Annotated in this window: 20 protein-coding genes; 6 read left to right on the plus strand and 14 right to left on the minus strand. The window is 68.5% G+C overall.

Annotated features, from left to right (window positions below):
* Positions 1 to 57: 57 nt before the first annotated feature.
* The 4 genes from C6Y44_RS16380 to C6Y44_RS16395 form a co-directional block, all read right to left on the minus strand.
* Entirely contained in the window at positions 58 to 1,830 is a 1,773-nt protein-coding gene (locus C6Y44_RS16380) for a SulP family inorganic anion transporter (RefSeq protein ID WP_159417958.1), read from the minus strand.
* Between the two features lie 119 nt (positions 1,831 to 1,949).
* A complete protein-coding gene (ilvC, locus tag C6Y44_RS16385; protein WP_016691198.1) occupies positions 1,950 to 2,951 on the minus strand; it encodes a ketol-acid reductoisomerase in 1,002 nt (333 codons plus the stop codon).
* 50 nt (positions 2,952 to 3,001) lie between these two features.
* On the minus strand, positions 3,002 to 3,505 hold the full coding sequence (gene ilvN / locus C6Y44_RS16390; protein ID WP_120279746.1) for an acetolactate synthase small subunit: 504 nt from the start codon (positions 3,503 to 3,505) through the stop codon (positions 3,002 to 3,004).
* Positions 3,502 to 5,442 (minus strand): acetolactate synthase large subunit, encoded by a 1,941-nt coding sequence (locus C6Y44_RS16395; RefSeq protein WP_159417957.1) that lies wholly within the window; start codon positions 5,440 to 5,442, stop codon positions 3,502 to 3,504. The genes ilvN and C6Y44_RS16395 overlap by 4 nt, the downstream gene beginning before the upstream one ends.
* 266 nt (positions 5,443 to 5,708) lie before the next feature.
* On the opposite strand from C6Y44_RS16395, the gene C6Y44_RS16400 reads away from it, so the two are divergent.
* Both C6Y44_RS16400 and ilvD read left to right on the plus strand, forming a co-directional pair.
* Positions 5,709 to 6,230, plus strand: a complete 522-nt coding sequence (locus tag C6Y44_RS16400; RefSeq protein WP_159419183.1) for a PH domain-containing protein — start codon at positions 5,709 to 5,711, stop codon at positions 6,228 to 6,230.
* Between the two features lie 141 nt (positions 6,231 to 6,371).
* Positions 6,372 to 8,213 (plus strand): dihydroxy-acid dehydratase, encoded by a 1,842-nt coding sequence (gene ilvD / locus C6Y44_RS16405; protein ID WP_060651447.1) that lies wholly within the window; start codon positions 6,372 to 6,374, stop codon positions 8,211 to 8,213.
* Between the two features lie 83 nt (positions 8,214 to 8,296).
* Here ilvD and C6Y44_RS16410 read toward each other — a convergent pair whose 3' ends face one another.
* On the minus strand, positions 8,297 to 9,058 hold the full coding sequence (locus tag C6Y44_RS16410) for a DoxX family protein (protein WP_039585118.1): 762 nt from the start codon (positions 9,056 to 9,058) through the stop codon (positions 8,297 to 8,299).
* Positions 9,059 to 9,135: 77 nt separating this feature from the next.
* Between C6Y44_RS16410 and C6Y44_RS16415 the strand changes: the two genes are divergently transcribed.
* Positions 9,136 to 10,281, plus strand: coding sequence for a PQQ-dependent sugar dehydrogenase (locus C6Y44_RS16415; RefSeq protein WP_039585117.1), 1,146 nt, complete (start codon positions 9,136 to 9,138; stop codon positions 10,279 to 10,281).
* Here C6Y44_RS16415 and C6Y44_RS16420 read toward each other — a convergent pair whose 3' ends face one another.
* The 5 genes from C6Y44_RS16420 to C6Y44_RS16440 all read right to left on the minus strand — a co-directional run bounded on the left by C6Y44_RS16420 (position 10,282) and on the right by C6Y44_RS16440 (position 16,051).
* A complete protein-coding gene (locus tag C6Y44_RS16420) occupies positions 10,282 to 11,487 on the minus strand; it encodes a cation:proton antiporter (RefSeq protein ID WP_159417956.1) in 1,206 nt (401 codons plus the stop codon). It lies immediately after the preceding gene.
* Positions 11,488 to 11,512: 25 nt separating this feature from the next.
* Positions 11,513 to 13,021 carry an Asp-tRNA(Asn)/Glu-tRNA(Gln) amidotransferase subunit GatB gene (gene gatB / locus C6Y44_RS16425; protein WP_016691191.1) on the minus strand — a complete coding sequence of 503 codons (1,509 nt, stop codon included), beginning with the start codon at positions 13,019 to 13,021 and terminating at the stop codon, positions 11,513 to 11,515.
* 42 nt (positions 13,022 to 13,063) lie between these two features.
* Complete coding sequence (locus C6Y44_RS16430) at positions 13,064 to 14,092, minus strand: 6-phosphofructokinase (protein WP_120279751.1); 1,029 nt, start codon at positions 14,090 to 14,092, stop codon at positions 13,064 to 13,066.
* 103 nt (positions 14,093 to 14,195) lie between these two features.
* On the minus strand, positions 14,196 to 14,873 hold the full coding sequence (locus C6Y44_RS16435; protein WP_120279752.1) for a response regulator: 678 nt from the start codon (positions 14,871 to 14,873) through the stop codon (positions 14,196 to 14,198).
* A gap of 11 nt (positions 14,874 to 14,884) precedes the next feature.
* The gene (locus tag C6Y44_RS16440) at positions 14,885 to 16,051 is read right to left on the minus strand and encodes a sensor histidine kinase (protein ID WP_404817802.1); all 1,167 of its coding nucleotides are present in this window, start codon (positions 16,049 to 16,051) and stop codon (positions 14,885 to 14,887) included.
* A gap of 167 nt (positions 16,052 to 16,218) precedes the next feature.
* On the opposite strand from C6Y44_RS16440, the gene C6Y44_RS16445 reads away from it, so the two are divergent.
* Together C6Y44_RS16445 and C6Y44_RS16450 are read left to right on the plus strand one after the other, a co-directional pair.
* On the plus strand, positions 16,219 to 16,830 hold the full coding sequence (locus C6Y44_RS16445) for a hypothetical protein (protein ID WP_120279754.1): 612 nt from the start codon (positions 16,219 to 16,221) through the stop codon (positions 16,828 to 16,830).
* Positions 16,827 to 18,131: an alpha/beta-hydrolase family protein gene (locus tag C6Y44_RS16450; protein ID WP_159417954.1), complete on the plus strand. Its 1,305-nt coding sequence runs from the start codon at positions 16,827 to 16,829 to the stop codon at positions 18,129 to 18,131. Before C6Y44_RS16445 ends, C6Y44_RS16450 begins: the two co-directional genes overlap by 4 nt.
* Positions 18,132 to 18,214: 83 nt before the next feature.
* Here C6Y44_RS16450 and gatA read toward each other — a convergent pair whose 3' ends face one another.
* Entirely contained in the window at positions 18,215 to 19,690 is a 1,476-nt protein-coding gene (gene gatA / locus C6Y44_RS16455; protein ID WP_120279756.1) for an Asp-tRNA(Asn)/Glu-tRNA(Gln) amidotransferase subunit GatA, read from the minus strand.
* The gene (gatC, locus tag C6Y44_RS16460) at positions 19,687 to 19,986 is read right to left on the minus strand and encodes an Asp-tRNA(Asn)/Glu-tRNA(Gln) amidotransferase subunit GatC (RefSeq protein ID WP_006554549.1); all 300 of its coding nucleotides are present in this window, start codon (positions 19,984 to 19,986) and stop codon (positions 19,687 to 19,689) included. Before gatC ends, gatA begins: the two co-directional genes overlap by 4 nt.
* 368 nt (positions 19,987 to 20,354) lie before the next feature.
* Here gatC and C6Y44_RS16465 point away from each other — a divergent pair, with 368 nt between their 5' ends.
* On the plus strand, positions 20,355 to 21,005 hold the full coding sequence (locus C6Y44_RS16465; RefSeq protein WP_120279757.1) for an ACT domain-containing protein: 651 nt from the start codon (positions 20,355 to 20,357) through the stop codon (positions 21,003 to 21,005).
* 24 nt (positions 21,006 to 21,029) lie between these two features.
* On the opposite strand, the gene C6Y44_RS16470 is transcribed toward C6Y44_RS16465, so the two are convergent.
* Both C6Y44_RS16470 and C6Y44_RS16475 read right to left on the minus strand, forming a co-directional pair.
* Entirely contained in the window at positions 21,030 to 23,513 is a 2,484-nt protein-coding gene (locus C6Y44_RS16470) for a LuxR C-terminal-related transcriptional regulator (RefSeq protein WP_225623579.1), read from the minus strand.
* Positions 23,514 to 23,739: 226 nt separating this feature from the next.
* On the minus strand, positions 23,740 to 25,119 hold the full coding sequence (locus C6Y44_RS16475) for a glutamate decarboxylase (protein WP_225623580.1): 1,380 nt from the start codon (positions 25,117 to 25,119) through the stop codon (positions 23,740 to 23,742).
* Between the last annotated feature and the right edge of the window lie 6 nt (positions 25,120 to 25,125).

The following is a 25,125-nucleotide window of genomic DNA, read 5'->3' on the forward strand; positions in this document are numbered from 1 at the left end:
CGCGACCGCCCACAGTTTAGTGCCCCAGCCCTTCCCACGGGGCCACCGGGATCGGGATCACGGTGGTGCGGGCCCATCCTTCCGCGGGGGCGGGACGACGTCCCGCGGGGGTGCGTCGAGCACACTGCGCTCGATGCCGGGCTGGTTCCGGTGCCGGAAGGCCACCACGGCGGTGCGGACGGTCGGGTGGAATCGACCGTCCCGGAAGCGATTCCCCGTCTGCATCCGGTGCAACTTGTCCTTGACGGGACCCTTCATGGCGGCGAAGGCGAGCCGTATCCCCCGGTGGGCGAGATAGTCGTCGAGGCGTTCGATCTCCTCGACGGCACTGATGTCGAGATCGGTGATCGGTTCGGCCGCGAGAACCACCCACTCGATGCGGTCCTCGCGTTCGCGGACGAGTTCGCGGACGAACTTCGTGAGGATCACACCGTTCGCGAAGAACAGCGGGGCGTCGAACCGCACGAGCACGAGACCCGGGATCCGGTGACCCTCGGGATGCCGCTCCCGATCGTGATATCCGGCGACGTCCTCGAGTTCGACGAGTTCGGTCCGGTGGGGCTGCCACGCGCGTACGACGACGGCCGCCAGCGACAGTGCGATCGCGACGAGCACACCCTTCAGCACACCTGCGAGACCGACCGCCACGAATGCGGCGAAGGACAAACAGAATTCGATCTTGTTGACCCGCCACAGGCGACCGAGCGCCCTCACGTCGACGAGCGCGCTCGCCGCGACGATCACGACTGCACCGAGCGCCGCCTGCGGCAGGTACGCCGTCGCTCCCGGGGCCACCAGCAGGAAGATCGCGACCGTCACCGCTCCGACGGCACCCGCGAACTGGGTACGCGCTCCGGCCTGTTCCAGGACGGGAGTGCGGCTGCCGCTACCGCAGATCGGGAATCCGCCCGTCGCACCGGCTGCGATGTTCACCACACCGAGGGCGCGCATCTCGGAGCTGCCGTCCACGTCCTCGCCCCGTCGCAGCGCGAACGAGCGCGACAACACCGCGGTGTCGGCGAATGCGATGACGGCGACGGCGACGGCGGGTACGAACAGTTCGATCACGTCTTCCCGTTCGATACCGCCGAGAACGGGGGCGGGGATCCCGGAGGGCAACGCCCCCACCATCTCCACGCGATCGGTGAGCCCGAACACCGCGACCGCCGCCGAGGCGACGATCACCGCGACGAGCACCGCGGGTATGCGGGGAACGATCTTCTGCAGCACGAGGATGACGGCGAGGGTGCCGACGCCGAGGAGGAATCCGGCCGGCTCGACACCGTCCTCGAAGACGTCGTCGACGATGTCGAGAATCTCGGCGACGACGCCGGATTCGTCGTCCGAGGTGCCGAGGAGGAGTGGCAGCTGCCCGACGATGACGATGATCGCGATCGCATTGAGGAAACCGATCCGGATCGGTGTGGAGAGCAGATAGGTCAGGAATCCGAGGCGGAGTATCCCGCCGACCAGGAGGATCGCTCCGACGAGGAGCGCGAGCACACCGGCGAGGGCGACCGCGCGCTGCGGATCGCCGTCGGCGGCGAGTGGGATCACCGCTGCCGCGATGAGCGGGGCGAGCGCGGAATCCGGCCCGAGCACGAGGATCCGGGACGGACCGACCACTGCATACACCAGCATCGGCACGACGGTCGCATAGAGGCCGGTGTAGGGCGGTAGTCCCGCGGCCTGGGCGTATCCCATGCCGGTGGGGACGAGCAGGGCGCTGAGCGCGAGGCCCGCCGTGACATCGCTCCGCAGCCACCCCCGCCGGTAGGACCGTGCGGTGGCGACACCCGGGAGCCGCCCGAACGCGGCGCGGAGCCACATCAGCCAAGTATCCTCCGCCGCCCCGGCTCGTGGATGCGACATCGCTCACGCCGCACCGACGACGGCGGCCCGGCACCCCCGTAGGGGTACCGGGCCGCCGTGACCGGATCGGGTGGCTGTCAGGCCGTCTCGGTGATGGGGCGATCGACCCAGCTCATCAGGTCGCGCAGCTGCTTGCCGACGACCTCGATGCCGTGCTCGGCGTTCTGCTTGCGCAGACCCTCGAGCTCCTTGTTGCCGCCCTCGACGTTGGCGACGAGACGCTTGACGAAGGTGCCGTCCTGGATGTCCTTCAGGATCTCCTTCATGCGCTCCTTGGTGCCGGCGTCGATGACGCGCGGGCCGGAGAGGTAGCCGCCGAACTCCGCGGTGTCGGACACCGAGTAGTTCATGCGGGCGATGCCACCCTCGTACATGAGGTCGACGATGAGCTTGAGCTCGTGGAGAACCTCGAAGTAGGCCATCTCGGGGGCGTAGCCCGCCTCGACCATGACGTCGAAGCCGGTCTTGACGAGCTCCTCGGTGCCACCGCAGAGCACGGCCTGCTCGCCGAAGAGGTCGGTCTCGGTCTCTTCCTTGAAGGTGGTCTTGATGACGCCGGCGCGGGTGCCGCCGATGCCCTTGGCGTAGGACAGCGCGAGCGCCTGGCCCTCACCCTTGGGGTCCTGGTGGACGGCGATGAGCGCGGGAACGCCCTTGCCGTCGACGAACTGACGACGCACGAGGTGGCCGGGGCCCTTGGGGGCGACCATCGCGACGGTCACGTTCTCGGGAGCGGTGATGAGACCGAAGTGGATGTTGAGACCGTGGCCGAAGAACAGCGCGTCGCCGTCCTTCAGGTTGGGCTCGATGTCGTTGGTGAAGATCGACGCCTGGGCGGTGTCGGGAGCGAGGACCATGATCACGTCGGCCCACTCGGAGACCTCGGCGGGGGTGCCGACGGTGAGACCGGCTTCCTCGGCCTTGGCCCGGGACTTCGAGCCCTCCTTCAGACCGATGCGAACGTCGACGCCCGAGTCGCGCAGGCTCAGCGAGTGCGCGTGTCCCTGACTGCCGTAGCCGATGACGGCGACCTTACGACCCTGGATGATCGACAGGTCGGCATCGTCGTCGTAGAACATCTCGACTGCCACAGTGATTACCTCTTTCAGCAAGTATGGGTGTGTTAAGGCTAACGGGTAGCCGTGATGGACTTCGGACCGCGTCCGACGGCGACGACACCGGACTGGACGATTTCGCGGATTCCGTACGGTTCGAGCATGCGCAGCAGCGCGTCGAGCTTGGACCGCGTACCGGTCGCCTCGATGGTCAGCGACTCGGGCGAGACGTCGATCACCTTGGCGCGGAACAGATTCACCGTCTCGATGACCTGGGTGCGCACACTCGCGTCGGCGCGCACCTTGATGAGCACGAGTTCGCGGGCGACGGACGCCTCTCCCTCCTGCTCGACGATCTTGATGACGTTGACGAGCTTGTTGAGCTGCTTGGTGACCTGCTCGAGCGGGAACTCGTCGACGGTCACCACGATCGTCATCCGCGAGATGTCGGGCACCTCGGTGCCACCGACGGCAAGGGATTCGATGTTGAAGCCGCGTCGCGAGAACAGCGATGCGACTCGGGCGAGCACGCCCGGCTTGTCCTCGACGAGAACACTGAGGGTGTGACTCGTGCTCACTTGGTCTCCTCCTGGGCCGCAGCGTTCTCGCTGCGGGTTTCGAGCGCGTCGATGGTCTCGTGGATGACGGCGGGGTCGTCGGCAGCGGCGTCGTCGTCGAACAGCGGCCGGATATCGCGGGCCGCCATGATCTCGTCGTTGCTCGTGCCGGCGGCGACCATCGGCCACACCTGCGCGTCCTTGCCGACGATGAAGTCGATCACGACGGGACGATCGTTGATCTCCTGTGCCCGGCGGATCGCCGGCTCGACGTCCTCCTCGCGCTCGACGCGGATACCCACGCAGCCGAGGGCCTCGGCGAGCTTGACGAAGTCGGGGATGCGCAGCGAGTGCGTCGCCAGGTCGGTGTTCGAGTACCGCTCCTCGTAGAAGAGGGTCTGCCACTGCCGGACCATTCCGAGATTGCCGTTGTTGATGAGCGCGACCTTGATCGGCACACCCTCGACGGCGCACGTCGCGAGTTCCTGGTTGGTCATCTGGAAACAGCCGTCGCCGTCGATGGCCCACACCTCGGTGTCGGGACGACCCATCTTGGCGCCCAGAGCGGCAGGAACCGCGTAACCCATGGTGCCGAGACCGCCCGAGTTGAGCCACGTGCGCGGCTTCTCGTAGGCGACGAACTGCGCCGCCCACATCTGGTGCTGACCGACGCCTGCGCAGTAGATCGCGTCGGGACCGGCGAGCTTGCCGACGGCCTGGATGACGTACTGCGGCGACAGGGTGTCGTCGGTGGGACGGTCGTAGCTCAGCGGGTAGGTGCGACGGATGTCGTCGAGGTAGGCCCACCATGCCGTGTAGTCGAGCTTCGTGCCGGTCGCCAGGTCGGCGCGGATGGCCTCGAGCAGTTCGACGATGACCTCCTTGCAGTCACCGACGATCGGCACGTCGGCGTGCCGGTTCTTGCCGATCTCCGCCGGGTCGATGTCGGCGTGGATGACCTTGGCATCGGGCGCGAAGGAGTCGAGCTGACCGGTGACGCGGTCGTCGAAGCGGGCACCGAGGGTGATGAGCAGGTCGCTCCTCTGCAGCGCGGCGACCGCGGCGACGTTGCCGTGCATGCCGGGCATGCCGCAATGCAGGTTGTGGCTGTCGGGGAACGCACCGCGGGCCATGAGCGTCGTGACGACCGGGATGCCGGTCAGCTCGGCGAGCTCGAGCAGTTCGGCCGACGCCTCGGCCTTGATGACACCGCCGCCGACGTACAGCACCGGGTTCTTCGCGTCGGCGATCAGTCGCGCGGCCTCGCGGACCTGCTTGCCATGCGGCTTCGTCACCGGGCGGTAGCCGGGCAGGTGCATCTCCGGCGGCCAGCTGAAGGTGGTCTGTGCCTGAAGGATGTCCTTGGGGATGTCGACGAGGACCGCGCCCGGGCGGCCCGAGGAGGCGAGGTAGAACGCCTCGGCCAGGATGCGCGGAATGTCGGCGCCGTCGGTGACCAGGAAGTTGTGCTTCGTGATCGGCATCGTGATGCCGGAGATGTCGGCTTCCTGGAAGGCGTCGGTGCCGATGAGCGGACGACCGACCTGACCGGTGATCGCGACGACGGGCACGGAGTCCATCTGCGCGTCGGCGAGCGGGGTGACGAGGTTCGTCGCGCCCGGACCGGAAGTGGCCATGCACACGCCGACCTTGCCGGTGGCCTGGGCGTAACCGGTGGCAGCGTGCCCGGCGCCCTGCTCGTGACGGACGAGCACGTGGCGCACGCGCCGCGAATCGAAGAGCGGGTCGTAGACGGGCAGGATCGCGCCGCCGGGAATGCCGAATACCGTGTCGACCTCGAGTTCCTCGAGTGCGCGGACCACCGACTGGGCGCCGGTGACCCGCTCGGGGGCGACCTGGCGTCGGTTGGCGGGCTGCGTTGCGGCAGCTGCGGGAGTCGGGGTGGCGGACCCCGGCTTTCGCGGCGAGGGTTGAGGCCGTGCGGTTGGTGCGCTCACTGCGAATTCCTCTGATTCTGGCTCCGGGCAACAAAAAACCCTCGTCAGCGAGTCTGCTGTACGAGGGTGGCGCGTCGTGGGCGAGTTGCGAAATGCGGCTCAGGCGACGACGCGCCGGCCGATTACGAGCAACCCATTCTGATTCACGCGCTCGACGGTAGGCGCATGGTGTCCAGACAGTCAACTTGGTGCGGTTCACTGTCCCAGAATGTGAGATGCCGCGGCTGCAGTGCGAAGATGTAGAGGTGTCATCTTCCCAGCAGCCCGTGCCACCGACTCCATCATCCCACACGCCCGATTCGGCGACGCAGGTCATCCAGATCTCGCGACTGTCGTTCCTCGCGTGCGCTCTGCTGTTCCTCGCCCTCGCCTCGCCCGCGCTGGCGTGGCCGGAGGCCTTCGCATGGACGCTGATCATCCCGCTCCTCGTCGCCGCCTGGGTCGTGCGGGTACGCACCGTCGTCGGCCCCGAGGGCATCGTCGCGCGGGCGACCTTCAAGACCACGAACCTGAAGTGGGACGAACTCGACGGCCTTCGGTTCCCGAAGCGGGGCTGGGCCCGCGCGCGGCTCACCGACGGCAGCGAGGTCGCACTGCCGGTCGTCACCTTCGGCCGGCTGCCGCAGTTGTCGGAGGCGAGTGGGGGCCGCATCCCCGATCCGTATGCGGCCGCACAGCGCGCCGAGGAGAAGGCACACCGCGAGGAGGCGGCCGCCGAAGCCGGCTCGGACGCCGAAACCACCGACGACGCAGTCACCGTCGAGAAGAAGGACGACCGCTCCTCCTGATCCTCGCGACCGGGTGCGAATAGGTGCATCCGGACGCACGCGAGTAGATTCGTCGGTGCCGCTGCCCGGATCCGCCCCAGCCCGGCGACCGCACGCGGCCCGGCCGATTGCGCACACAGCCACCGTCAAGGAAGTCAGCCCATGCCCCCGTTGAGGTCACGCACCACCACCGTCGGACGAAACGCCGCGGGAGCGCGCTCCCTGTGGCGCGCCACCGGCCTGACCGATTCCGACTTCGGCAAGCCGATCGTCGCGATCGCGAACTCCTACACGCAGTTCGTACCCGGTCACGTCCACCTCAAGGACGTCGGCGAGATCGTCGCGAAGGCCGTGCGCGAAGCAGGCGGCGTGGCACGCGAGTTCCACACCATCGCCGTCGACGACGGCATCGCGATGGGCCACGGCGGCATGCTCTACTCGCTGCCGAGCCGCGAGATCATCGCCGACTCCGTCGAATACATGGTCAACGCGCACACCGCCGACGCGCTGGTGTGCATCTCGAACTGCGACAAGATCACGCCGGGCATGCTCAATGCCGCGATGCGCCTGAACATCCCGACGATCTTCGTCTCCGGCGGTCCGATGGAGGCCGGCAAGGCGGTCGTCGTCAACGGCGTCGCCCACGCCCCCACCGACCTCATCACCGCCATCTCGGCCTCCGCCAGCGAGGCCGTCGACGACGCGGGTCTCGACGAGGTCGAGCGCAGCGCGTGCCCGACCTGCGGTTCGTGCTCGGGTATGTTCACCGCCAACTCGATGAACTGCCTCACCGAGGCCCTCGGTCTCGCGCTGCCCGGCAACGGTTCGACCCTCGCCACCCACGAGGCGCGCCGCGCACTGTTCGAGACCGCCGGCACCACGATCGTCGAAGCGGCCCTGCGTTACTACCGCGACGACGACGAGTCGGTGCTGCCGCGCAACATCGCAACCCCGGCCGCCTTCCGCAACGCGATGGCGCTCGACGTCGCGATGGGTGGTTCCACGAACACCGTGCTGCACACCCTCGCCGCCGCGCAGGAGGGTGAGGTCGACTTCGACCTGTCCACCATCGACGAGATCAGCCGCCGGGTGCCCTGCCTGGCCAAGGTCTCCCCGAACTCCGACTACCACATGGAGGACGTGCACCGCGCCGGCGGTATCCCCGCGATCCTCGGCGAGCTGCGCCGCGGTGGCCTGCTCGAGACCGACGTCTCCACGGTCCACACGAAGAGCTTCGACGAGTGGCTCGACACCTGGGACATCCGTTCCGGCAAGGCGTCCGAGACGGCCCTCGAGCTGTTCCACGCCGCCCCGGGCGGTGTGCGCACCACCGAACCGTTCTCGACCGACAACCGTTGGTCGTCGCTCGACACCGATGCCGCGAACGGCTGCATCCGCGACATCGAGCACGCATACACCGTCGAGGGCGGCCTGTGCGTACTGCGCGGCAACCTCGCACCGGACGGCGCGATCCTCAAGACCGCCGGTATCGACGAGGACCTGTTCCACTTCGAGGGCCCGGCCTACGTCGTCGAGTCGCAGGAGGAGGCCGTCTCGGTCATCCTCGGCAAGAAGATCAAAGCCGGCGACGTGGTCGTCGTCCGCTACGAGGGCCCGGCCGGCGGCCCCGGCATGCAGGAGATGCTGCACCCGACCTCCTTCCTCAAGGGCATCGGTCTGGGCAAGGTGTGTGCCCTGATCACCGACGGCCGCTTCTCCGGCGGCACCTCCGGTCTGTCCATCGGGCACGTCTCCCCCGAGGCCGCTTCCGGTGGTGTGATCGGCCTGATCGAGCAGGGCGACCGGATCCGCATCGACGTCGCGACCCGCACCCTCGAGGTGCTCGTCGACGACGAGGTGCTCGCGGACCGTCGCGCGAAGATGGAGGCCTCCGAGCGTCCGTGGCAGCCCGTCGACCGTGAGCGCACGGTCTCGAAGGCACTGCGCGCCTACGCCGCTCTGGCGACCTCCGCCGACAAGGGTGCCGTGCGGCGCGTGCCGTAACACCTGACGACAGTAGGGGCGAGGGCCCCGCGATCCTCCGATCGCGGGGCCCTCGCCCTTCGTAATGTCCGGCTTGCGGTGTCTCAGCGTCCGAAGATCCACAGGCACACGCCGGCCGCCACACCCAGCAGCAGCACGACGAACGAGCCCAGGAACGGACGCGTCGCCCACCCGCGTCGTCCGTCGATCGCGATGCGTCCCGGTCCGGTGAGGGTGATCGCCACCGCGCAGGCGACGAGGAGGGCCTCGAATTCGAAGCCCGACGATTCGGCGGCGAAGAACTGGACGCCCGGTTCGAGTTCGTGCTTGAACAGCACCGCGTTGACCATGATCGCGACGATCGCGGCAGCGGCGAACGGGGTGAGCAGACCCAGGACGAGCAGTCCTCCGGCTGCGATCTCACCGACCGCGCCGACGATCGCGAGCACGGCGGGCTGCTGGTATCCCGCATCGCGGAGCAACGACTCGAAACCGTCGAGTCCAGGCCCGTTCCACAGACCCACCAGCTTCTGCAGTCCGTGGGCGACGAGGATCGCCCCGACCGCCGCACGCAGGACGAACAGACCGAGGTCGAGCGTTCCGCGGCGCACCTTCGCCGGGGCCTGTTCGCCGGCGACCACCGCGCCGCCCGTATCCGCACCGTAGACCGGCTCCGGCCGGTACATCTGCTCGGTGGGAGCGGCGTAGGCGTCGCTGCCGAGGGGAGTTCCGCCTGCGCCGAAGTCATCGTCGGATCCGAGATACGACTCGCGTGGTCGGCGCATCTCGAGTGTGTGTTCGTCGGGCTGGTCGCCGTAGGGATTCGAACCCGCGTCCGGTATGCCACCGTTCTTGTTGTCGGCCACGTCCTCAGCCTATGCCCGTGACCGTCCCCGCACCCGGCATCCGTGGGTGCGCGCGTCGTGCCGGTAACGTTTGCGGCATGACACGGGGTACGCGATGGACGGGTTCGTGGGGCGTACGTGCGGCAGCGGCGGTGCTCGCCGTCGGAGTCCTCGCCGTCCCGTCCTGCGCCCGCTTCGACGACTCCGCGTCGACCCCGTTCACTCCCGAGCCCACCTTCGACCCGGGACCGGGCGTCGGACCCCAGGACCCCACCGAGACGACGACGCCGAGCGCCTCCCCCAAGCCACCGGGGCCCTGTGTCGACCCCGATCCGTCCGTGATCGCGACCTGCCTCGACGTCACCGGCGGCCTGGTGACGATGCCCGACGGCAACTCCGCGCTCGTCACCGAGCGTCGGACGGGCCGGATACTGCAGGTCGCCCCGGAGACCGAGCCGGTGGAGATCGCGACCATCCCGGTCGACGGCTCCGGGGACGGTGGGCTGCTGGACGTGGCGCTCTCCCCCACTTTCGCCGAGGACCGACTGCTCTACGCCTACATCACCACGGCCTCCGACAACCGCGTGGTCCGCATCGCCGCGGGTGACACTCCCAAGGACGTGCTGACAGGGATCCCCCGCGGCGCGACGGGCAACTCCGGCGCCATCGAGTTCGTCTCACCCACCGAACTCGCCGTCCTGACAGGCGACGCCGGAAACGCAGCGGCCGCAAACGATCCGAACGTCTTGTCCGGCAAGCTCCTGAACCTGCCGCTCCCAGCCCCCGGCGCGGCACCCGCCCCGTCGGTGATGTTGTCGGGCATCGGCACCGCGGGCGATGTGTGCCGCGACCCCAACGGCAATCTGTGGGTCACCGACCGCACTCCCCTCGAGGACCGGCTCCAGCGGGTCGGGGTCGACGGCTCGACCGGCACCGGCCCGGCCTGGACGTGGCCCGAGCGGCCCGGTGTCGCCGGGTGCGCAGCGGCCCCCGACGGGATCGCGATCTCGCTCACCGACGCGAAGGCCGTCGCGGTCGTCGCCACCGATCCGGGCACCGGAGCGGTCACGGCGTCGCCCGTCCTCGCAGCGGAGGACCGTTACGGCATGCTGCGCGGCGCCGCGTCGTCGCCCGACGGCCTGCTGTGGGTCTCGACGGTCAACAAGTCCGGTTCCGAACCGGGACCGAACGACGACCGCGTCGTCCGCATCCAGTTCCCGGCCGGTGGCGGTGGATTCGACTGATCACGCCCGCTCCGGCGTCTCCACCGGTTCGGTGCGGTGGAGCAGTCCCGCGAGCATCGGGAGCACGAGGACGGTGACGGCGCCCGCCGCCACGAGGATCGACGCGCTCGCGTTCGACATCTGGTCGGCACTCACCGCCACGCCCGTGACCGCGACGATCAGGGGAAGACCCGTCGTCGAGTACAGGGCGATCTGCAACTGCTCCGCGGTTCCGAACATCCGCTTTCCGGTCTCGTCACGTTCGAGGCGCGATGCGACGAAGACCGGCACACCCCGCACCAGGACGAGCAGTCCGAGGAATGCCAGCAGGATCCCCGGGGCACTCACGACGGCACCGACGTCGATCGCCATGCCCGAGGTGACGAAGAAGATCGGGATGAGGAAGCCGTAGCCCAGACCATCGAGCTTCTTCTCGAGCCGTTCGTCGCCCGCCGGGATCGTGCGGCGCAGGATGAAACCGGCCGCGAAGGCACCGAGGATGATGTCGAGATCGAAGACGGCCGCGACGGCGATGAGTCCGACGAGCAGCAGCATCGTCAGGCGCACCGGGATCTGGGCGGTGGTGTCGGAACCGAGCCGGACGAACTGGGTGAACCGTGAGCCCTCCCGCAGGATCCAGGTCGGCAGCACGGCGACGACGACGGCCACGACCGCGAACGCCAGCAGGACGATCAGCGAGCCGAGTGCGCCGCGCGCACCGAGCAGGGTCGCCATGGCCACGACGGGCAGCAGCTCTCCGAACGCCCCGTGGTTGAGCACCGAGCGTCCGAGTGGGGTTGCGACGAGTCCGCGGTCGGCGAGGATCGGCAGGAGCGTCCCCAGCGCCGTGGACGTCAGCGCGATCGCCACGGCGATCTCGGCGTGCACCTGACCCGCCGCTCCCAGTGCGGCGACGGTGCCGAGAGCCAACAACATGCACACGCACCAGGTGAACATCGCGCGACGCCCACCCCGCCCGCGCAGCTCGGCGGGGTCGATCTCGTATCCGGCGAGCAGGAAGAGCATCCCCAGGCCGAGTTCGCGCAGGATACCGATCTCGCTGCCCGTCTCCGCGAGGTCGAGCGCGTAGGGACCGATGAGGACACCGGCCACCAGCAGCAGCACGACCTCGGGGACCAGCCGACGCGGAACGGCGCCGGCGATCAGCGGTGCCAGCACCGCCGCGACGGCGATCCAGAACAGCGAGGTGGCTACAGCAGCGTCCATGCGCCGCTACTCTAGCCGCGCAAGATCAACTGCACGCGGCGATGACGAGTTCCTTCACGCGCGCCGGATCGGCCTGTCCGCGAGTGGCCTTCATGACGTCGCCGACGATCTTGCCGGCCGCCTGAACCTTGCCGGACCGGATCTTGTCGGCGATGTCGGGGTTGGCGGCCAGAGCGGCGTCGACCGCGGCCTGCAGCGCCGAATCGTCGCGCACGACCTCGAGACCGCGAGCGGCGACCACCTCGTCGGGCTCGCCCTCACCGGCGAGCACACCGTCGACGACCTGACGGGCCAGCTTGTTCGTCAGCTTGCCGTCGGCCACCAGTGCGATGACGCGGGCGACCTGCTCGGGCGTGATGGGCAGTTCGGCGAGTTCGACACCGCGGGTGTTGGCCTGCTGGGCCAGGTAGGCGACCCACCACGAGCGGGCCTCCGAGGCGGGGGCGCCGGCCTCGGTGGTCGCGATGACGAGATCGAGCGCACCGGCGTTGACGAGGTCGCGCATCTCCTCGTCGGAGACACCCCAGTCGGCCTGGATGCGGGCGCGGCGCAGCCACGGCAGCTCGGGCAGCGTCGCGCGCAACTCCTCGACCCAGGCGGCGTCGGGCGCGATCGGCTCGAGGTCGGGCTCCGGGAAGTAGCGGTAGTCCTCGGCGGTCTCCTTGCGGCGACCGGGCGAGGTGGTGCCGTCGGCCTCCTGGAAGTGCCGGGTCTCCTGGATCACCTCACCACCGGAGACCAGCACGGCCGCCTGGCGGCGCATCTCGTAGCGCACCGCGACCTCGACGGACTTGAGGGAGTTGACGTTCTTCGTCTCGGTACGGGTACCGAACTCCTTCGCGCCGATGGGCATCAGCGAGATGTTCGCGTCGCACCGCATCGAACCCTGGTCCATGCGGACGTCGGAGACATCGAGGGCCTTGAGCAGGTCGCGCAGGGCAGTGACGTAGGCGCGGGCGACCTCGGGGGCGCGCTCGCCGGCACCGACGATCGGCTTGGTGACGATCTCGACGAGCGGCACACCGGCGCGGTTGTAGTCGAGCAGCGAGTGACTCGCACCGTGGATGCGACCGGTGGCGCCACCGACGTGCAGCGACTTGCCGGTGTCCTCCTCCATGTGCGCGCGCTCGATGTCGACGCGCCAGGTGGTGCCGTCGTCGAGCACGACGTCGAGGTATCCGTCGGTGGCGATCGGCTCGTCGTACTGCGAGATCTGGTAGTTCTTCGGCTGATCCGGGTAGAAGTAGTTCTTCCGCGCGAAGCGACCCCACGGGGTGATCGAGCAGTTCAGCGCGAGGCCGATGCGGATCGCGGACTCGACGGCAGCCTGGTTGACGACGGGCAGTGCCCCCGGCAGACCGAGGCAGACCGGGCACACCTGCGTGTTGGGCTCGGCGCCGAAGGCGGTCGGGCAGCCGCAGAACATCTTGGTGGCGGTGTGCAGCTCGACGTGCACCTCCATGCCCATCACGGGCTCGAACTTCGCGAGCACGTCGTCGTAGGCGAGCAGGTCAGCGGACACGGAGGCAGTCATGGTGTCGATTTTAGACGGCGCCGGGAGTGCCGACGCGCGGCCTCACCCGAACAGGATCCGCATCTCCTGATAGCGCTCGTCGGGCACGTACTTCGGTTCGGCGAGCTCGTCGAAATCGACCCGGGCGATGTCGGTGCCGTGCAGTGCGACCATGTGCCCCCAGTCCTCCTCGGCGACGAGATCGGTCACCGCCATGCCGAGTCGGGTGGCGAGCACCCGGTCGAATGCCGTGGGGACACCGCCTCGTTGGATGTGCCCGAGGACCGTCGCGCGGGCCTCGATGCCGGTGTGCTTCTCGATGAGCGGCGCGAGCACCTCCGCGATCCCACCGAGGCGCGGCCGGTCGAATCCGTCGAGTCCCTTGGTGGAGTATGCCTCCTCCATCTCGGGGAGTGTGAAGCCCTCGGCGACGACGACCATCGGCGAGCGCCCGCGGTTGCGAACACTCATCACCCACTCGCAGATCTGTTCGAGGCTCTCGGGGTGTTCCGGGATGAGGATGGCGTGTGCGCCGCCCGCGGTGCCCGCGTGCAGTGCGATCCATCCGGCGTGCCGGCCCATAACCTCGAGCACCATGCAGCGTTTGTGGGAGTTGCCGGTGGTGCGGAGGCGGTCGATCGCCACCGTCGCGATCTCGACGGCCGTGTCGAAACCGAAGGTGTAGTCGGTGTGGCTGAGGTCGTTGTCGATCGTCTTCGGCACACCGACGATGCGGATCCCTTCACCGAAGAGCCGCTTCGAGGCTGCGGCGGTGCCCTCTCCCCCGATGGCGATCACGGCGTCGATCCCGAGGCGGTCGAGGGTCTTCTGGATGTTCTGTGCCCCGCCGTCAGGTCCCTGGTACGGGCCGAACCGGCTCGTGCCGAGGATCGTGCCTCCCTGCTGGGCGAGACCGCGAACACGGCTGCGGTCCAACGGGATCACATCGCCCTCGACGAGACCGCGCCAGCCGTCGAGGAATCCGACGAACTCCTGTCCGTGCACCTCGGTCCCCTTGAGCACCGCTCCGCGGATGACCGCGTTGAGACCGGGACAGTCCCCGCCACTGGTGAGAATTCCGATCCTCGTCACGCACTACCTCCCGTCGGATGGACCAGTACCGCAGAACCGGTACTGCCCGGACCGGTGCTGCAGTGCCAATCCTGCCCGTTCGCAGTCGCGACGGCAGCCCGATTCAGCCGGGTGTGACGAGACCGGACTCGTAGGCGAGCACCACGGCCTGCGCGCGGTCGCGCAGATGCAGCTTCCCGAGCACCTTTCCGACGTGGGTCTTGACGGTCTGTTCGGCGACGAACAACCGCTCCGCGATCTCGGTGTTCGACAGGCCGTGCGCGATCAGTTCGAGCACTTCGAGTTCGCGCGGGGTGAGAGGATCGAGGACGCGGTCGCGTCCTCTCGCCGGTCGGCGCCGGCTGGTGACGTCGGCGATGAGACGACGGGTGACGGTCGGCGCGAGCAACGCCTGACCGTCGGCGACCACCCGCACGGCACGCACGAGTTCGTCGGCCGGCGCGTCTTTGAGCAGGAACCCGCTCGCTCCCATCCCCAGCGCCTCGTAGACATAGTCGTCGAGATCGAAGGTGGTGAGCATGAGCACCTTCGACCGCGGCTCACGGGTGTCGGCGAGGATGTGCCGCGCCGCGTCGAGACCGTTCATCTCGGGCATGCGCACGTCCATGAGGACGACGTCGGGTCGCAGGCGCGCGACCTCCGAGACGGCCGCTCGACCGTCGGGGGCATCGCCGACGACGCTGATGTCGGGCTGGGCTCCGAGCAGTGCTCCGAAGCCCTGCCGAACCATGGCCTGGTCGTCGGCGATGAACACGGTGATGGGAGGGTGCGGTTCGGTCATCGGCACCCACCTTAGGCCCCGGTCAGCACCGGGAGGACCGCTCGGACCTCGAAACCTCCTCCGGGCCGGGGATGGGCGACGAGTTGTCCGCCCACGACGGACGCGCGTTCGACCATGCCCAGGATTCCGTTGCCGCCGCTGCGGTCCGACGGACGAACGGTGGCGACGAGGTCGTCGACCGACGACTGTCCGTTGGTCACTTCCACCGTGACGGTCGCCGGCTCCCACAGCAGCCGCGCGCACACGCGGGCACCGGGAGCGTGCCGGGCCGCGTTCGCGAGCGACTCCTGCAGGATCCGGTAGACCGTCAGGCCGACACCGTCGGAGACACGCCCCGGCACTCCGTCGATTCGGGTCTCGAGCAACATCCCCGCGCGACGCGAGGACTCGAACAGGTCGTCGATGCGGTCGAGACCCGGCTGGGGTTCGTGCTCGGGGAGTTGCCCGTCGCTGCGGAGGACCCCGAGCAGGGTGCGGACCTCGTTCAGTGCTTCCCGCGCGGTCGCACCGAGGGCGTCGAATTCGGCGCGCACGTCGTCGTTCACGTCCGGAAGCCGATAAGGGGCGCTCTGTGCCTGCACGACGATCATCGACATGTGGTGGGCGACGATGTCGTGCAGGTCGCGTGCGATGTGCGCCTTCTCCTCGAGGATGGCGCGACGCGCACGTTCGAGCTCGCTGACCTCCTCCTCCCGGGCTAGTTGCCGTCGGGAGATCAGCAGCCAGCGCACCAGCAACCCGAAGACGACGACGGCGGTGATACCGATGCCCCATCCCCAGCCGTTGCGGCCGGGAACGAACGCCGCGAACAACAGTACGGTCGCGACCCACACGACCAGCACGAGGCGGATCTCCTCGCGGATCGCAACGGCGAACACCAGCGCAAGCATCACCAGGATGTGCACGACCTGCCACGGATAGTCGTAGCCGGGAACCAGGTCGAACGCTATCGGGATGACGAGTCCGGCCGCCGCGGCCACCGCCCACCCCAGAGCCGGCCGGACGAGCACGAGGAGGAACGGGAACACCGCCATCCCCGAGATCAGCGGCAACAGCGGTGGGGAGATGTCGTGGGTCAGGGGCAGCGTCGGCCACGCGATCGCATAGAGGATCAACGTCACGGTGACCACGGTGACGACGCTCCACCGTCCCCGGCCCAGGCGTCCCGCGGTTCTCACGCCGGACTTCGCAAGCTCTTTCACCTCACCCACGCTAGGAGCCTCGGTCTCGACTGTCCTCATACCTGGGGGTGAGATCCGCGTAGCTCTGCAGGTGGTGCCGGCCTGATCGAGATCGCTCCGGCGCGGGGTCCGGTGGAGGGCTGTGCGTTCCTAGCGTCGCCGGCATGACAGTGAAATCCGCAGTGGTCCGAGTTGCGTCGGTCGCCTTCCTCGCCACCGCGGCATATGCCGCCGTGCCGGGGGCGCTCGCCCACTCCGCCGCGCCCCCGACGGAAGACGCCGCGACCGCAGCGACGGTGACGGCGCTCGTCGCCGACGACGCGGAGCGAGCACTGTCGTCCCTGCCGACCGATTTCACCGCCGTGATGGGGTACACGCCGATCGTCGAACAGTGGGCGGACGGAACGACCGTCCTCGCCGATCCGGAGGGTGACTGCTCCACGCCGGTTCCGGTGCCGGCGGCGTTCGAATCGGCATGCCGGGTCCACGATTTCGGATACGACCTCCTGCGGTACGCCCACATCACCGGTGGCGAGCTGGTCACCGATGCCCGGCGCGAACTCGACGGGCTGTTCGCGCGACATCTCGACACCGTCTGTCGTTCCGAACCCGACATCGCGTCGTGCATGCCGGTCGCAGGAATCTCTTCTGCAGCAGTGGAATTCAATTCGTGGCGACAGGGTCACCGGACGCCTGTCGCGGAATCGCCGTGGGCCCTGGCCGTCGCTGCGGGCTCGGTCGCCCTGGGCTTCACGGCACGAAAGGTGCGGCGATGACGGTCCTCACGGTGGTTCTCGCGACGGTGATCTCCCTCGCCCCTCCCCTGCTGCCGCGACAGTCGGTCGTACAGGGCGTCGTCACAGGTTTGTCAGTGGTGATCGCGCTGGCGGTGCTTCGCATCGTCATGGCCGCGCGACGGCGGGCCGGGCGACCTCCGCGACCCGCGAGGCCGGAACTGCGTGTGCCGGTCGCGCTCGTCGGCGGGTCCGTCGTGCTGGTCGCGGCATCCGGTGCGCATCGGTGGCAGAACGGTCTGCGCGAGGTGATGTCGGTTCCCGCTGTGGATGTGCGCTGGTGGCTCGAAGCACTGGCGGTCGCGATCGTGGTCGTCGCCGCGGTGCTCGCCGTTCCGCGTCTCGTGCATCTTCTGTCGCGGCGCCGGGTGGCGGTGGCGGCCGTCACCGTGACGCTGGCGATCGGCGCCACGGTCGGGATCGGCGTCACGGTTGGGATCGGCACAGCCACGATGGCGTTCTCCCCCGGAGGGACGATCGACACGGTCGCCTCCCCCACCGCGCTCTCGGCGGGGCTGTCGGGCGGTGCGGGATCGGCACTGTCGTGGAACCGGTTGGGCCGCGAGGGGCAGAAGTTCGTGTCCCTGCCCGCCGAGGGGTCCCCGATCCGGATCTACGTGCCGTTGTCGGCCGCGCCGGATCCGTCTGCGCGCGCGGAGTTCGCAGTGGACGAACTCCGACGGTCGAGAGCCTTCGACCGACCGCATCTCGTGGTGGCCGTGCCGACCGGCTCGGGTTGGGTCGATGCCGCTGCGGTCCGTGGCTTCGAGCACCGGTGGGGCGACGACGTCGCCATCGTCGCCCAGCAGTACTCGGACATGCCGAGCTGGGCGACCTTCGTCCTCGACCGCGGTGCCGCGGAGGAGGAGGCCCGGGCGCTCGTCACCGCACTGCGAGCACACCTGTCCACGCTGCCCGACGAGCAACGTCCCGCCCTGCACGTCTACGGGCAGTCCCTGGGCGCGACCGGCGCGAGCGCCGTCTTCGACGACGAACCGGAGCCGTGTGCACTGTTCCTCGCGGGGCCGCCCGCGGGTGTCCGCACCGCCGGCGCGAGTGTCCGGGCGAACGCCTCCGACCCTGTGGTGTGGTGGCGGCCGTCGCTGCTGTGGTCGCCGCCGGATCTGTCGCATGCGCGCGCCGATGCCCCGATCCCGCGGTGGCTGCCGGTGGTGTCGTTCGTGAACACGACGGTGGACCTGCTCACCTCGCTCGAGGCCCCACCCGGTCACGGGCACCGCTACGGCGACGATCAGGCGCGGTGCACCTCCGCCCACGGATAGATCGCATCCGGATGGATCGGCGCCCGGATACACCGCGACCCGCCGGCCGACGAACGGCACGGCGGGTCGTGGTGTGGAGAGGATCAGGCGACGATGGGTCCTCGTGCCGCCTCGAAGGCCGCACCCACCCGGTACAGACGCTCGTCGGCGAGAGCCGGGGCCATGATCTGCAGGCCGACGGGAAGACCGTCGTCCGCCGAGAGACCGGACGGCACCGACATCGCGCAGTGTCCCGCGAGGTTGGTCGGGAGCGTGCACAGATCGGACAGGTACATCGCCAGCGGGTCGTCGACCTTCTCGCCGAGCTTCCACGGTGTGAACGGACTCGTGGGCGAGACCAGAACGTCGACCTGCTCGTAGGCCTTCTCGAAGTCCTGCGCGATGAGGGTCCGGACCTTGAGGGCCTGACCGTAGTAGGCCTCGTAGTAGCCGGAGGACAGCGCGTAGGTACCGATCATGATGCGGCGCTTGACCTCCTTGCCGAAACCGGCGGCGCGGGTCGCGGCCATGACCTGCTCGGCGCTCATCGTGCCGTCGTCGACGCGCATGCCGTACCGCATGGCGTCGAAGCGGGCCAGGTTCGAGGAGACCTCCGACGGCAGGATCAGGTAGTACGAGGCGAGCGCGTACTCGAAGTGCGGGCACGACACCTCGACGACCTCCGCGCCGAGCTTCGTGAGCATCTCGACCGCCGCATCGAACGACGAGAGCACGCCGGGCTGGTAGCTGTCGGAGTGCAGCTCCTTGACCACGCCGACCTTCAGGCCCTTCAGGTCGCCGGCCGCACCCTGGCGCGCCGCCTCCACGACGGGACGCACGGGGGCGTTCACCGACGTCGAGTCGCGCGGATCGTGCCCGGCGATGACCTCGTGCAGCAGTGCCGTGTCGAGGACGGTGCGGCCGCAGGGTCCACCCTGGTCGAGCGACGACGCGCAGGCGACCAGGCCGTACCGCGAGACCGTGCCGTAGGTGGGCTTGGTGCCGACGGTGGCGGTGACGGCGGCGGGCTGGCGGATCGAGCCACCGGTGTCGGTGCCGATCGCGAGCGGGGCCTGGTACGACGCGAGCGCCGCAGCGGAACCACCACCGGAGCCACCCGGGATACGGCTGGTGTCCCACGGGTTGCGGGTGGGACCGTAGGCCGAGTTCTCGGTGGACGAACCCATCGCGAACTCGTCCATGTTGGTCTTGCCGAGGATGGGGATCCCGGCTTCGCGCAGCTTCGTGGTGAGCGTCGCGTCGTAGGGCGAGACCCAGCCCTCGAGGATCTTCGAACCGCACGTGGTGGGCATGTCCGTGGTGGTGAACACGTCCTTGAGCGCGAGCGGCACACCGGCGAGCGCCGAGGCCGGCTTCTCGCCTGCGGCGACAGCACGGTCGACCTCGGCCGCGGCGGCGAGCGCCTGCTCGGAGGCGACGTGCAGGAAGGCGTTGTACTCGCCGTCCACCTCGGCGATGCGATCGAGGTGGGCCTGGGTGACCTCCACCGACGACAGTTCGCCGGCATGGATCTTCGACGCCAGGGTCGCGGCGTCGAGGCGTGTCGTATCCGTGCTCATTCGCCCTCTCCCAGGATCTGCGGGACCGAGAAGCGGTCCTCCTCGACGGCCGGCGCACCGGAGAGCGCCTGCTCGGGCGTGAGACCGGGGACGACGACGTCGGGTCGCGTCACGTTGGTGACGGCGTTCGGGTTCGCCATGGGAGCCACATCGTCCGCGGCCACCTCCGACACCGCCTTGACGTGGTTGAGGATCGAATCCAACTGACCGGCGAACTCGTCGAGTTCGGCATCGGTCAGCGCAAGCCGGGACAACCGGGCGAGATGCGCGACCTCGTCACGGGAGATGGCAGGCACCGTGAATGGCCCCTTTCCGATGGAGAGTGAACGTCCTGTCCAGGGTAATGCGTCCTGGAAGCGACGGCGCACGCGGTTCGGGCGACATCACTCGTCGCGCGGTCGGCGACGCATCCGGCCCGCCGATGTTGCCAGCTTCGCAACGCTGTGTTGCGTTCGTGTGACATGCCCCGTCGCGACCGGGGATTTTCGGTGGGGTCGGCATATTTTCGGGTCTGCACCGTCCCTGACGCCGTCGACGAGGTGCAAGGATGTGGTCTGCCAGAGGTCGACACGGACCCCTGGGCCGGCAGGCGGATGCCGGCGCACCACGTGCCGTCGATGCGACGTTCGTCGACGGCACGAAACCGACTGGGGAAAGGACTCACGTGTCGTACCTCTTGCGTGTCAGGCTCCCCGATCGTCCCGGCAGCCTCGGCTCGCTCGCCCTGGCACTCGGTTCGGTCGGCGCCGACATCCTGTCGCTCGACGTCGTCGAACGCGGCACGGACTTCGCGATCGACGATCTCGTCGTCGACGTCGAGCCGGGCAAGCTCCCCGACACGCTGCTCACCGCGGCCGAGGCCCTGCCCGGTGTGACGGTCGACTCGATCCGTCCCTACGCCGGAATCCTCGACACCCATCGCGAACTCGAACTGATCGATCACGTCGCCGCCGCCCGCGACGACCGCATCCAGATCCTCGTCGACGGCGCTCCCCGGGTGCTTCGTGTGGGCTGGGCGACCGTGCTCGGAGTCGGCCCGAACGGCGTCTTCCGCATCGCGGGGAGCCCGGGTTCGCCGGAGACCCACCTCGACGGCGTCCCCTGGATGCCTCTCGCCGAGGCCACCCTGCTCGACCACGACGGTGAGTGGGTGCCGCAGCTCTGGCGCGACATGGACACGATGCTCGCGGCGGCTCCCCTCGGCTCGCCCGAACGCGTCCTCGTCCTCGGCCGTCCCGGCGGACCGGAGTTCCGTCCGTCCGAGATCGCACGCATCGGTTACTTCGCGGGCATCGTCGGCACCGTCCTCCGATAGTCCCCCGAGGGCCTGGGACAGGATTCAGCCGACGACGAGCCTGCGTGCCTGCGCGATCGCTTCCTCACGCGAATGCACGCCCAGTTTCCGGTAGAGGGAACGCAACTGAGTCTTGACGGTGTTGAGGGTGACGAACTGTTCCTTGGCGATCGTGCTCGCCGTCCCGCCGGCGAGCAATGCGTCGAGGACCGCGCGCTCGCGCGGAGTCAGCCGTACGACGACACGGATCTCGCGGAAGATGCCGTACTCGGCCATCGCCGAGTCGAGATCGATCGGCAGTTCGACACCCAGGGACAGGATGTCGCGCACGGCCGACGGTGGGACACCGACGAACGGCCGCGTCACTCCTGCATGTTCCGCCAGCACCACGGCCCGCTGGAGATGCCGTCGCGCGTCGGTGCGGCGACCGAGTCGCAGCGCCGCCACCGAGCCGATCAGGGCGAGTTCCGCACCGACGGCCGGACAGTGCTCACGGGCCGCATCCCCGCGATGCACGATCACCTCGGCACCTCCGGGATCACCGCCGAGCAACCGCAATCGCGCACGGGCCGGAGCCGTGAGGGGATGCGTCGACCCGGCGAGCAACTCGCGCGCCGCGCCGGCCTCCCCGAGCGCGAGGTGCAGATCGGCACGCGCGGCATCGACCAACAGCGCGGAGATACCGATGAGGCGATGGGAGAAGTGCTGCAACTCCGAATCTATGTACAGCAGGCCGTCGGCGGGCACACCACTCAGCAACGCCAGTCGACCGCGCGCGTACAGGACGGCCGCCCACAGCTCTTCAGTGTGGCGGGGCGTGCCGAGCTCGGAGAGCGCGCGGAAGGCCGTGCCGGTGTCGAGCCGGTCGAGTGCCACGAGCGCGGCGGCGGCCAGACCCGCCGTACGGACGAGGACCTCGGCCTCTCCCAGGATCGGCGGATGCCGGCGTTCCTCCTCGATCCACCGGGTGGCCTCGTGCGTCCGGCCCCGGAGCGCTTCGAGGAGCGCGAGTTTGCCTGCGGCCTCCCGCTCGACGAACACCCCTCGCCCCGCCGTGTGGGCGTGGCGCAGCATCGTTCCGGCATCGGTGGTGCGTCCGCCGAGGAGGTAGACGGTGCCGAAGTTGAGGTACCTCAGTCCGTGGGCGTGCCGGGTCGCGGTGTCGAGCGTCTCGAAATCCGGCACGGGTTCGGTGGCCAGGCCGTCGCACACCTCCATCGCCTCGTCGTAGGAACCCTGCATCCGGAGACTTCCGAGGCGGAGGACCGCTTCGAAGGACTGCGGGAATGTCCACTCCCTCGGCTCTTCCGAGCCGTTCCGGGCACGGGTGATCGTTCGCAGCGATGCGACGGTGCGATCGTCGGCCGTCATGTCGTCGGGGAGCAACTCGAGCAGCACGACCCCCAGGGAGCGGAGTGATCCGCTCCCGTAGAGTGCCACCCAGTTCTTCTCGACGATGCCGATCGCGCACTGCCAGTCGCGCCGCTCCACGGCATGTTCGAGGGCGATGTCCGGACGCGCGCGCTGCAGCCAGTGGTCGATGAGAGCCGACTGCGCATCCCACAACTCGTCCGGGTATTCCGCGTTGCCCACCCGCAGGAGTGACCTTCGGACGACCTCGGGATAGCACCAACCGGTCTCGTCGTCCGTCGAGCCGTCGTCCGCCGAGCAGGCCTCGATCAGTCCCGATTCGACCAGTGCGGCAAGGAAGGCGTCGCTGTCGGAGATGTGCGGTAGGGCCGAGATCGACGTCCGGGTCACCGTGTTCGGTGCGGCGGAGACGAGGACCGAGCGGGAGGACAGTGCCGGTGAGGACTCCGCCGCCACCACATGCATGACGACGAGATCTACTGCCGAGTCGACGAGGACGTCGAGGGCGTCGGCGCCGTAGGCCCGGTGCGGCTTCTCGGCGCGCAACGTCGCGCACACCGCCGCGACGAACGCGGCTGATCCTTCGGTCCGGCGGATGATCCACTCGATGGTGCGTTCGTCGCGTGTGAGTCCGAAGAGGCGACACAGTGCAGCGGTCTCGTCCACGGTGAACGCCAGGTCGTCGGCGCCGACGATCGTCCTGCGCGGGTGTCCGTCGACATGTTCGGTCCACGATCCCGCAGCTCTGCTGGTGGCCACGACCCGCACCTGCGGACCGAGTTGCAGCAACTGCCCGACCCGGTCCTCGATCGACTCGACCGACCGGACGCCGTCGAGCACGAACATCACCGGTCGGGCGTGCCGGACCAGTACCGAACACACCGTGTCGAAGGAGCGTTCCGCTGCAACGGGTTCGTCGATTCCGAGGGAGTTGCACAGCGACGACGCCACCGTCGCCCAGTACGTCTCGGGTGTGACATCGTGCGCGGGTTCGGGAACCACGACGGGCACCATCTCGGGACACGGGTCGGTCGCCAGCCACGTGTTGACGAGTGTCGTCTTGCCCGAGAAGGGACCACCGACGAGCACGGCGAGTTCGGAATGTGCAGACAGAACGGAGAACAATCGGCGACGAGACAAGGGCATCGTTCTCGGCACGTCCACTATCCCTTTCGCATCCGGGCAGCATCGTCCCCGAAACGGACTCACAGATATGTGCAGATATTAGCAGCCTGCGGGTGAAATGACGGGTTTCACCGGAATTCCGTTCACGCGTCGAGAATCACACCGGAGTAATTCCGCACCTCCGTTCACGCGGTCCACGAACGGTTTTCACGCCGGCGGGGGAGAAACTCGGTGAGCTTCTCCCCCGCCGTGACATCGTTCAGTGTGCGAATGCCTGGTCGGTGTGGCCGCGGCCGACCCCCTTACGGAGATATTCGACGACCTCGGCGATGTCCTTGCCGAGCTTGTACGCGAGATCGCGACTGAATCCCTCACGGAGCACGATGCGCAACACCGCAATGTCCTCGGCGTCGGCCGGCATCGTGTAGGCGGGAACCTGGAATCCGCGGGCCCGCAGTTCGTGGGAGATGTCGAAGACCGTGTATCCCGGATCTCCCACCACCCGGAAGGACAGCACCGGGATCGCCGAACCGTCGGTGATGATCTCCATGTCGTCGATCTCGGAGATCATCTGCGACAACATCAGTGCGGTGTCGCGGAGGGACTCCATGATCTGGGTGTACCCGGCGACGCCGAGACGGATGAAGTTGTAGTACTGCCCGACCACCTGATTACCCGAGCGCGAGAAGTTCAGGGTGAAGGTCGGCATGTCGCCGCCGAGGTAGTTGACCCGGAAGACCAGATCCTCGGGCAGGTGTTCCTTCGACCGCCACACCACGAAGCCGATGCCCGGATAGGTCATGCCGTACTTGTGGCCACTGACGTTGATGGATACCACGCGCGGTACTCGGAAGTCCCATTCGAGTTCCGGATGGAGGAACGGGACGACGAATCCACCGCTGGCGGCGTCGACGTGCAGGGGCACATCGGGACCACCGGAACCGGCGAGTTCGTCGAGCACCGCCGCGATCTCCGCGACGGGTTCGAGTTCACCGGTGAAGGTCGTGCCGAGGATCGCGACCACCCCGATGGTGTTCTCATCGACCGCGTCGCGGACCTGTTCCGGGGTGATGACGTAGCGGCCGGGCTCCATCGGCAGGTACTTCGGTTCGACATCGAAGTAGCGGCAGAACTTCTCCCATACCACCTGAACATTGCTGCCGAGCACGAGGTTCGGTTTGGTCGCATCCTTGCCGGCCGCCTGCCGTGCCTGACGCCAGCGCCACTTGAGAGCGAGACCGGCCAGCATCACGGCCTCGGACGATCCGACCGTCGAGACACCCGTCGCCGAGGCGGGATCGGAGGGAGACAGATCCTCGGCGTGGAACAGTGCCGCCACCATGTTGACGCACCGGGTCTCGATCTCCGCCGTCGCCGGGTACTCGTCCTTGTCGATCATGTTCTTGTCGAACGTCTCCGCCATCAGGCGATCGGCCTGCGGATCCATCCACGTGGTGACGAAGGTGGCCAGGTTGAGCCGTGAGCTGCCGTCGAGCATCAGCTCGTCGTGGATGAACCGGTACGCCGCTTCGGGTTCGGTTTCCGACTTCGGGAGTCTCAGAGCGGGAATCGGGTCGGTACCGAGCCGGCCCGTGTAGGCGGGTGCGAGTGTCTCGCTCGGAGCGGTGGGATCTGACATGGCTAC

Source organism: Rhodococcus rhodochrous (assembly GCF_014854695.1).
Lineage (GTDB): Bacteria > Actinomycetota > Actinomycetes > Mycobacteriales > Mycobacteriaceae > Rhodococcus.

Excerpts from the sequence above, each read along its gene's own strand:
- ilvC (WP_016691198.1), bottom strand. The coding sequence starts at position 2,951 with ATGTTCTACGACGACGATGCCGACCTGTCGATCATCCAGGGTCGTAAG.
- C6Y44_RS16420 (WP_159417956.1), bottom strand. The coding sequence starts at position 11,487 with ATGGACGCTGCTGTAGCCACCTCGCTGTTCTGGATCGCCGTCGCGGCG.
- gatB (WP_016691191.1), bottom strand. The coding sequence starts at position 13,021 with ATGACTGCCTCCGTGTCCGCTGACCTGCTCGCCTACGACGACGTGCTC.
- C6Y44_RS16415 (WP_039585117.1), top strand. The coding sequence starts at position 9,136 with ATGACACGGGGTACGCGATGGACGGGTTCGTGGGGCGTACGTGCGGCA.
- C6Y44_RS16475 (WP_225623580.1), bottom strand. The coding sequence starts at position 25,119 with ATGTCAGATCCCACCGCTCCGAGCGAGACACTCGCACCCGCCTACACG.
- ilvD (WP_060651447.1), top strand. The coding sequence starts at position 6,372 with ATGCCCCCGTTGAGGTCACGCACCACCACCGTCGGACGAAACGCCGCG.
- gatA (WP_120279756.1), bottom strand. The coding sequence starts at position 19,690 with ATGAGCACGGATACGACACGCCTCGACGCCGCGACCCTGGCGTCGAAG.
- C6Y44_RS16380 (WP_159417958.1), bottom strand. The coding sequence starts at position 1,830 with ATGTGGCTCCGCGCCGCGTTCGGGCGGCTCCCGGGTGTCGCCACCGCA.
- C6Y44_RS16435 (WP_120279752.1), bottom strand. The coding sequence starts at position 14,873 with ATGACCGAACCGCACCCTCCCATCACCGTGTTCATCGCCGACGACCAG.
- C6Y44_RS16445 (WP_120279754.1), top strand. The coding sequence starts at position 16,219 with ATGACAGTGAAATCCGCAGTGGTCCGAGTTGCGTCGGTCGCCTTCCTC.
- C6Y44_RS16450 (WP_159417954.1), top strand. The coding sequence starts at position 16,827 with ATGACGGTCCTCACGGTGGTTCTCGCGACGGTGATCTCCCTCGCCCCT.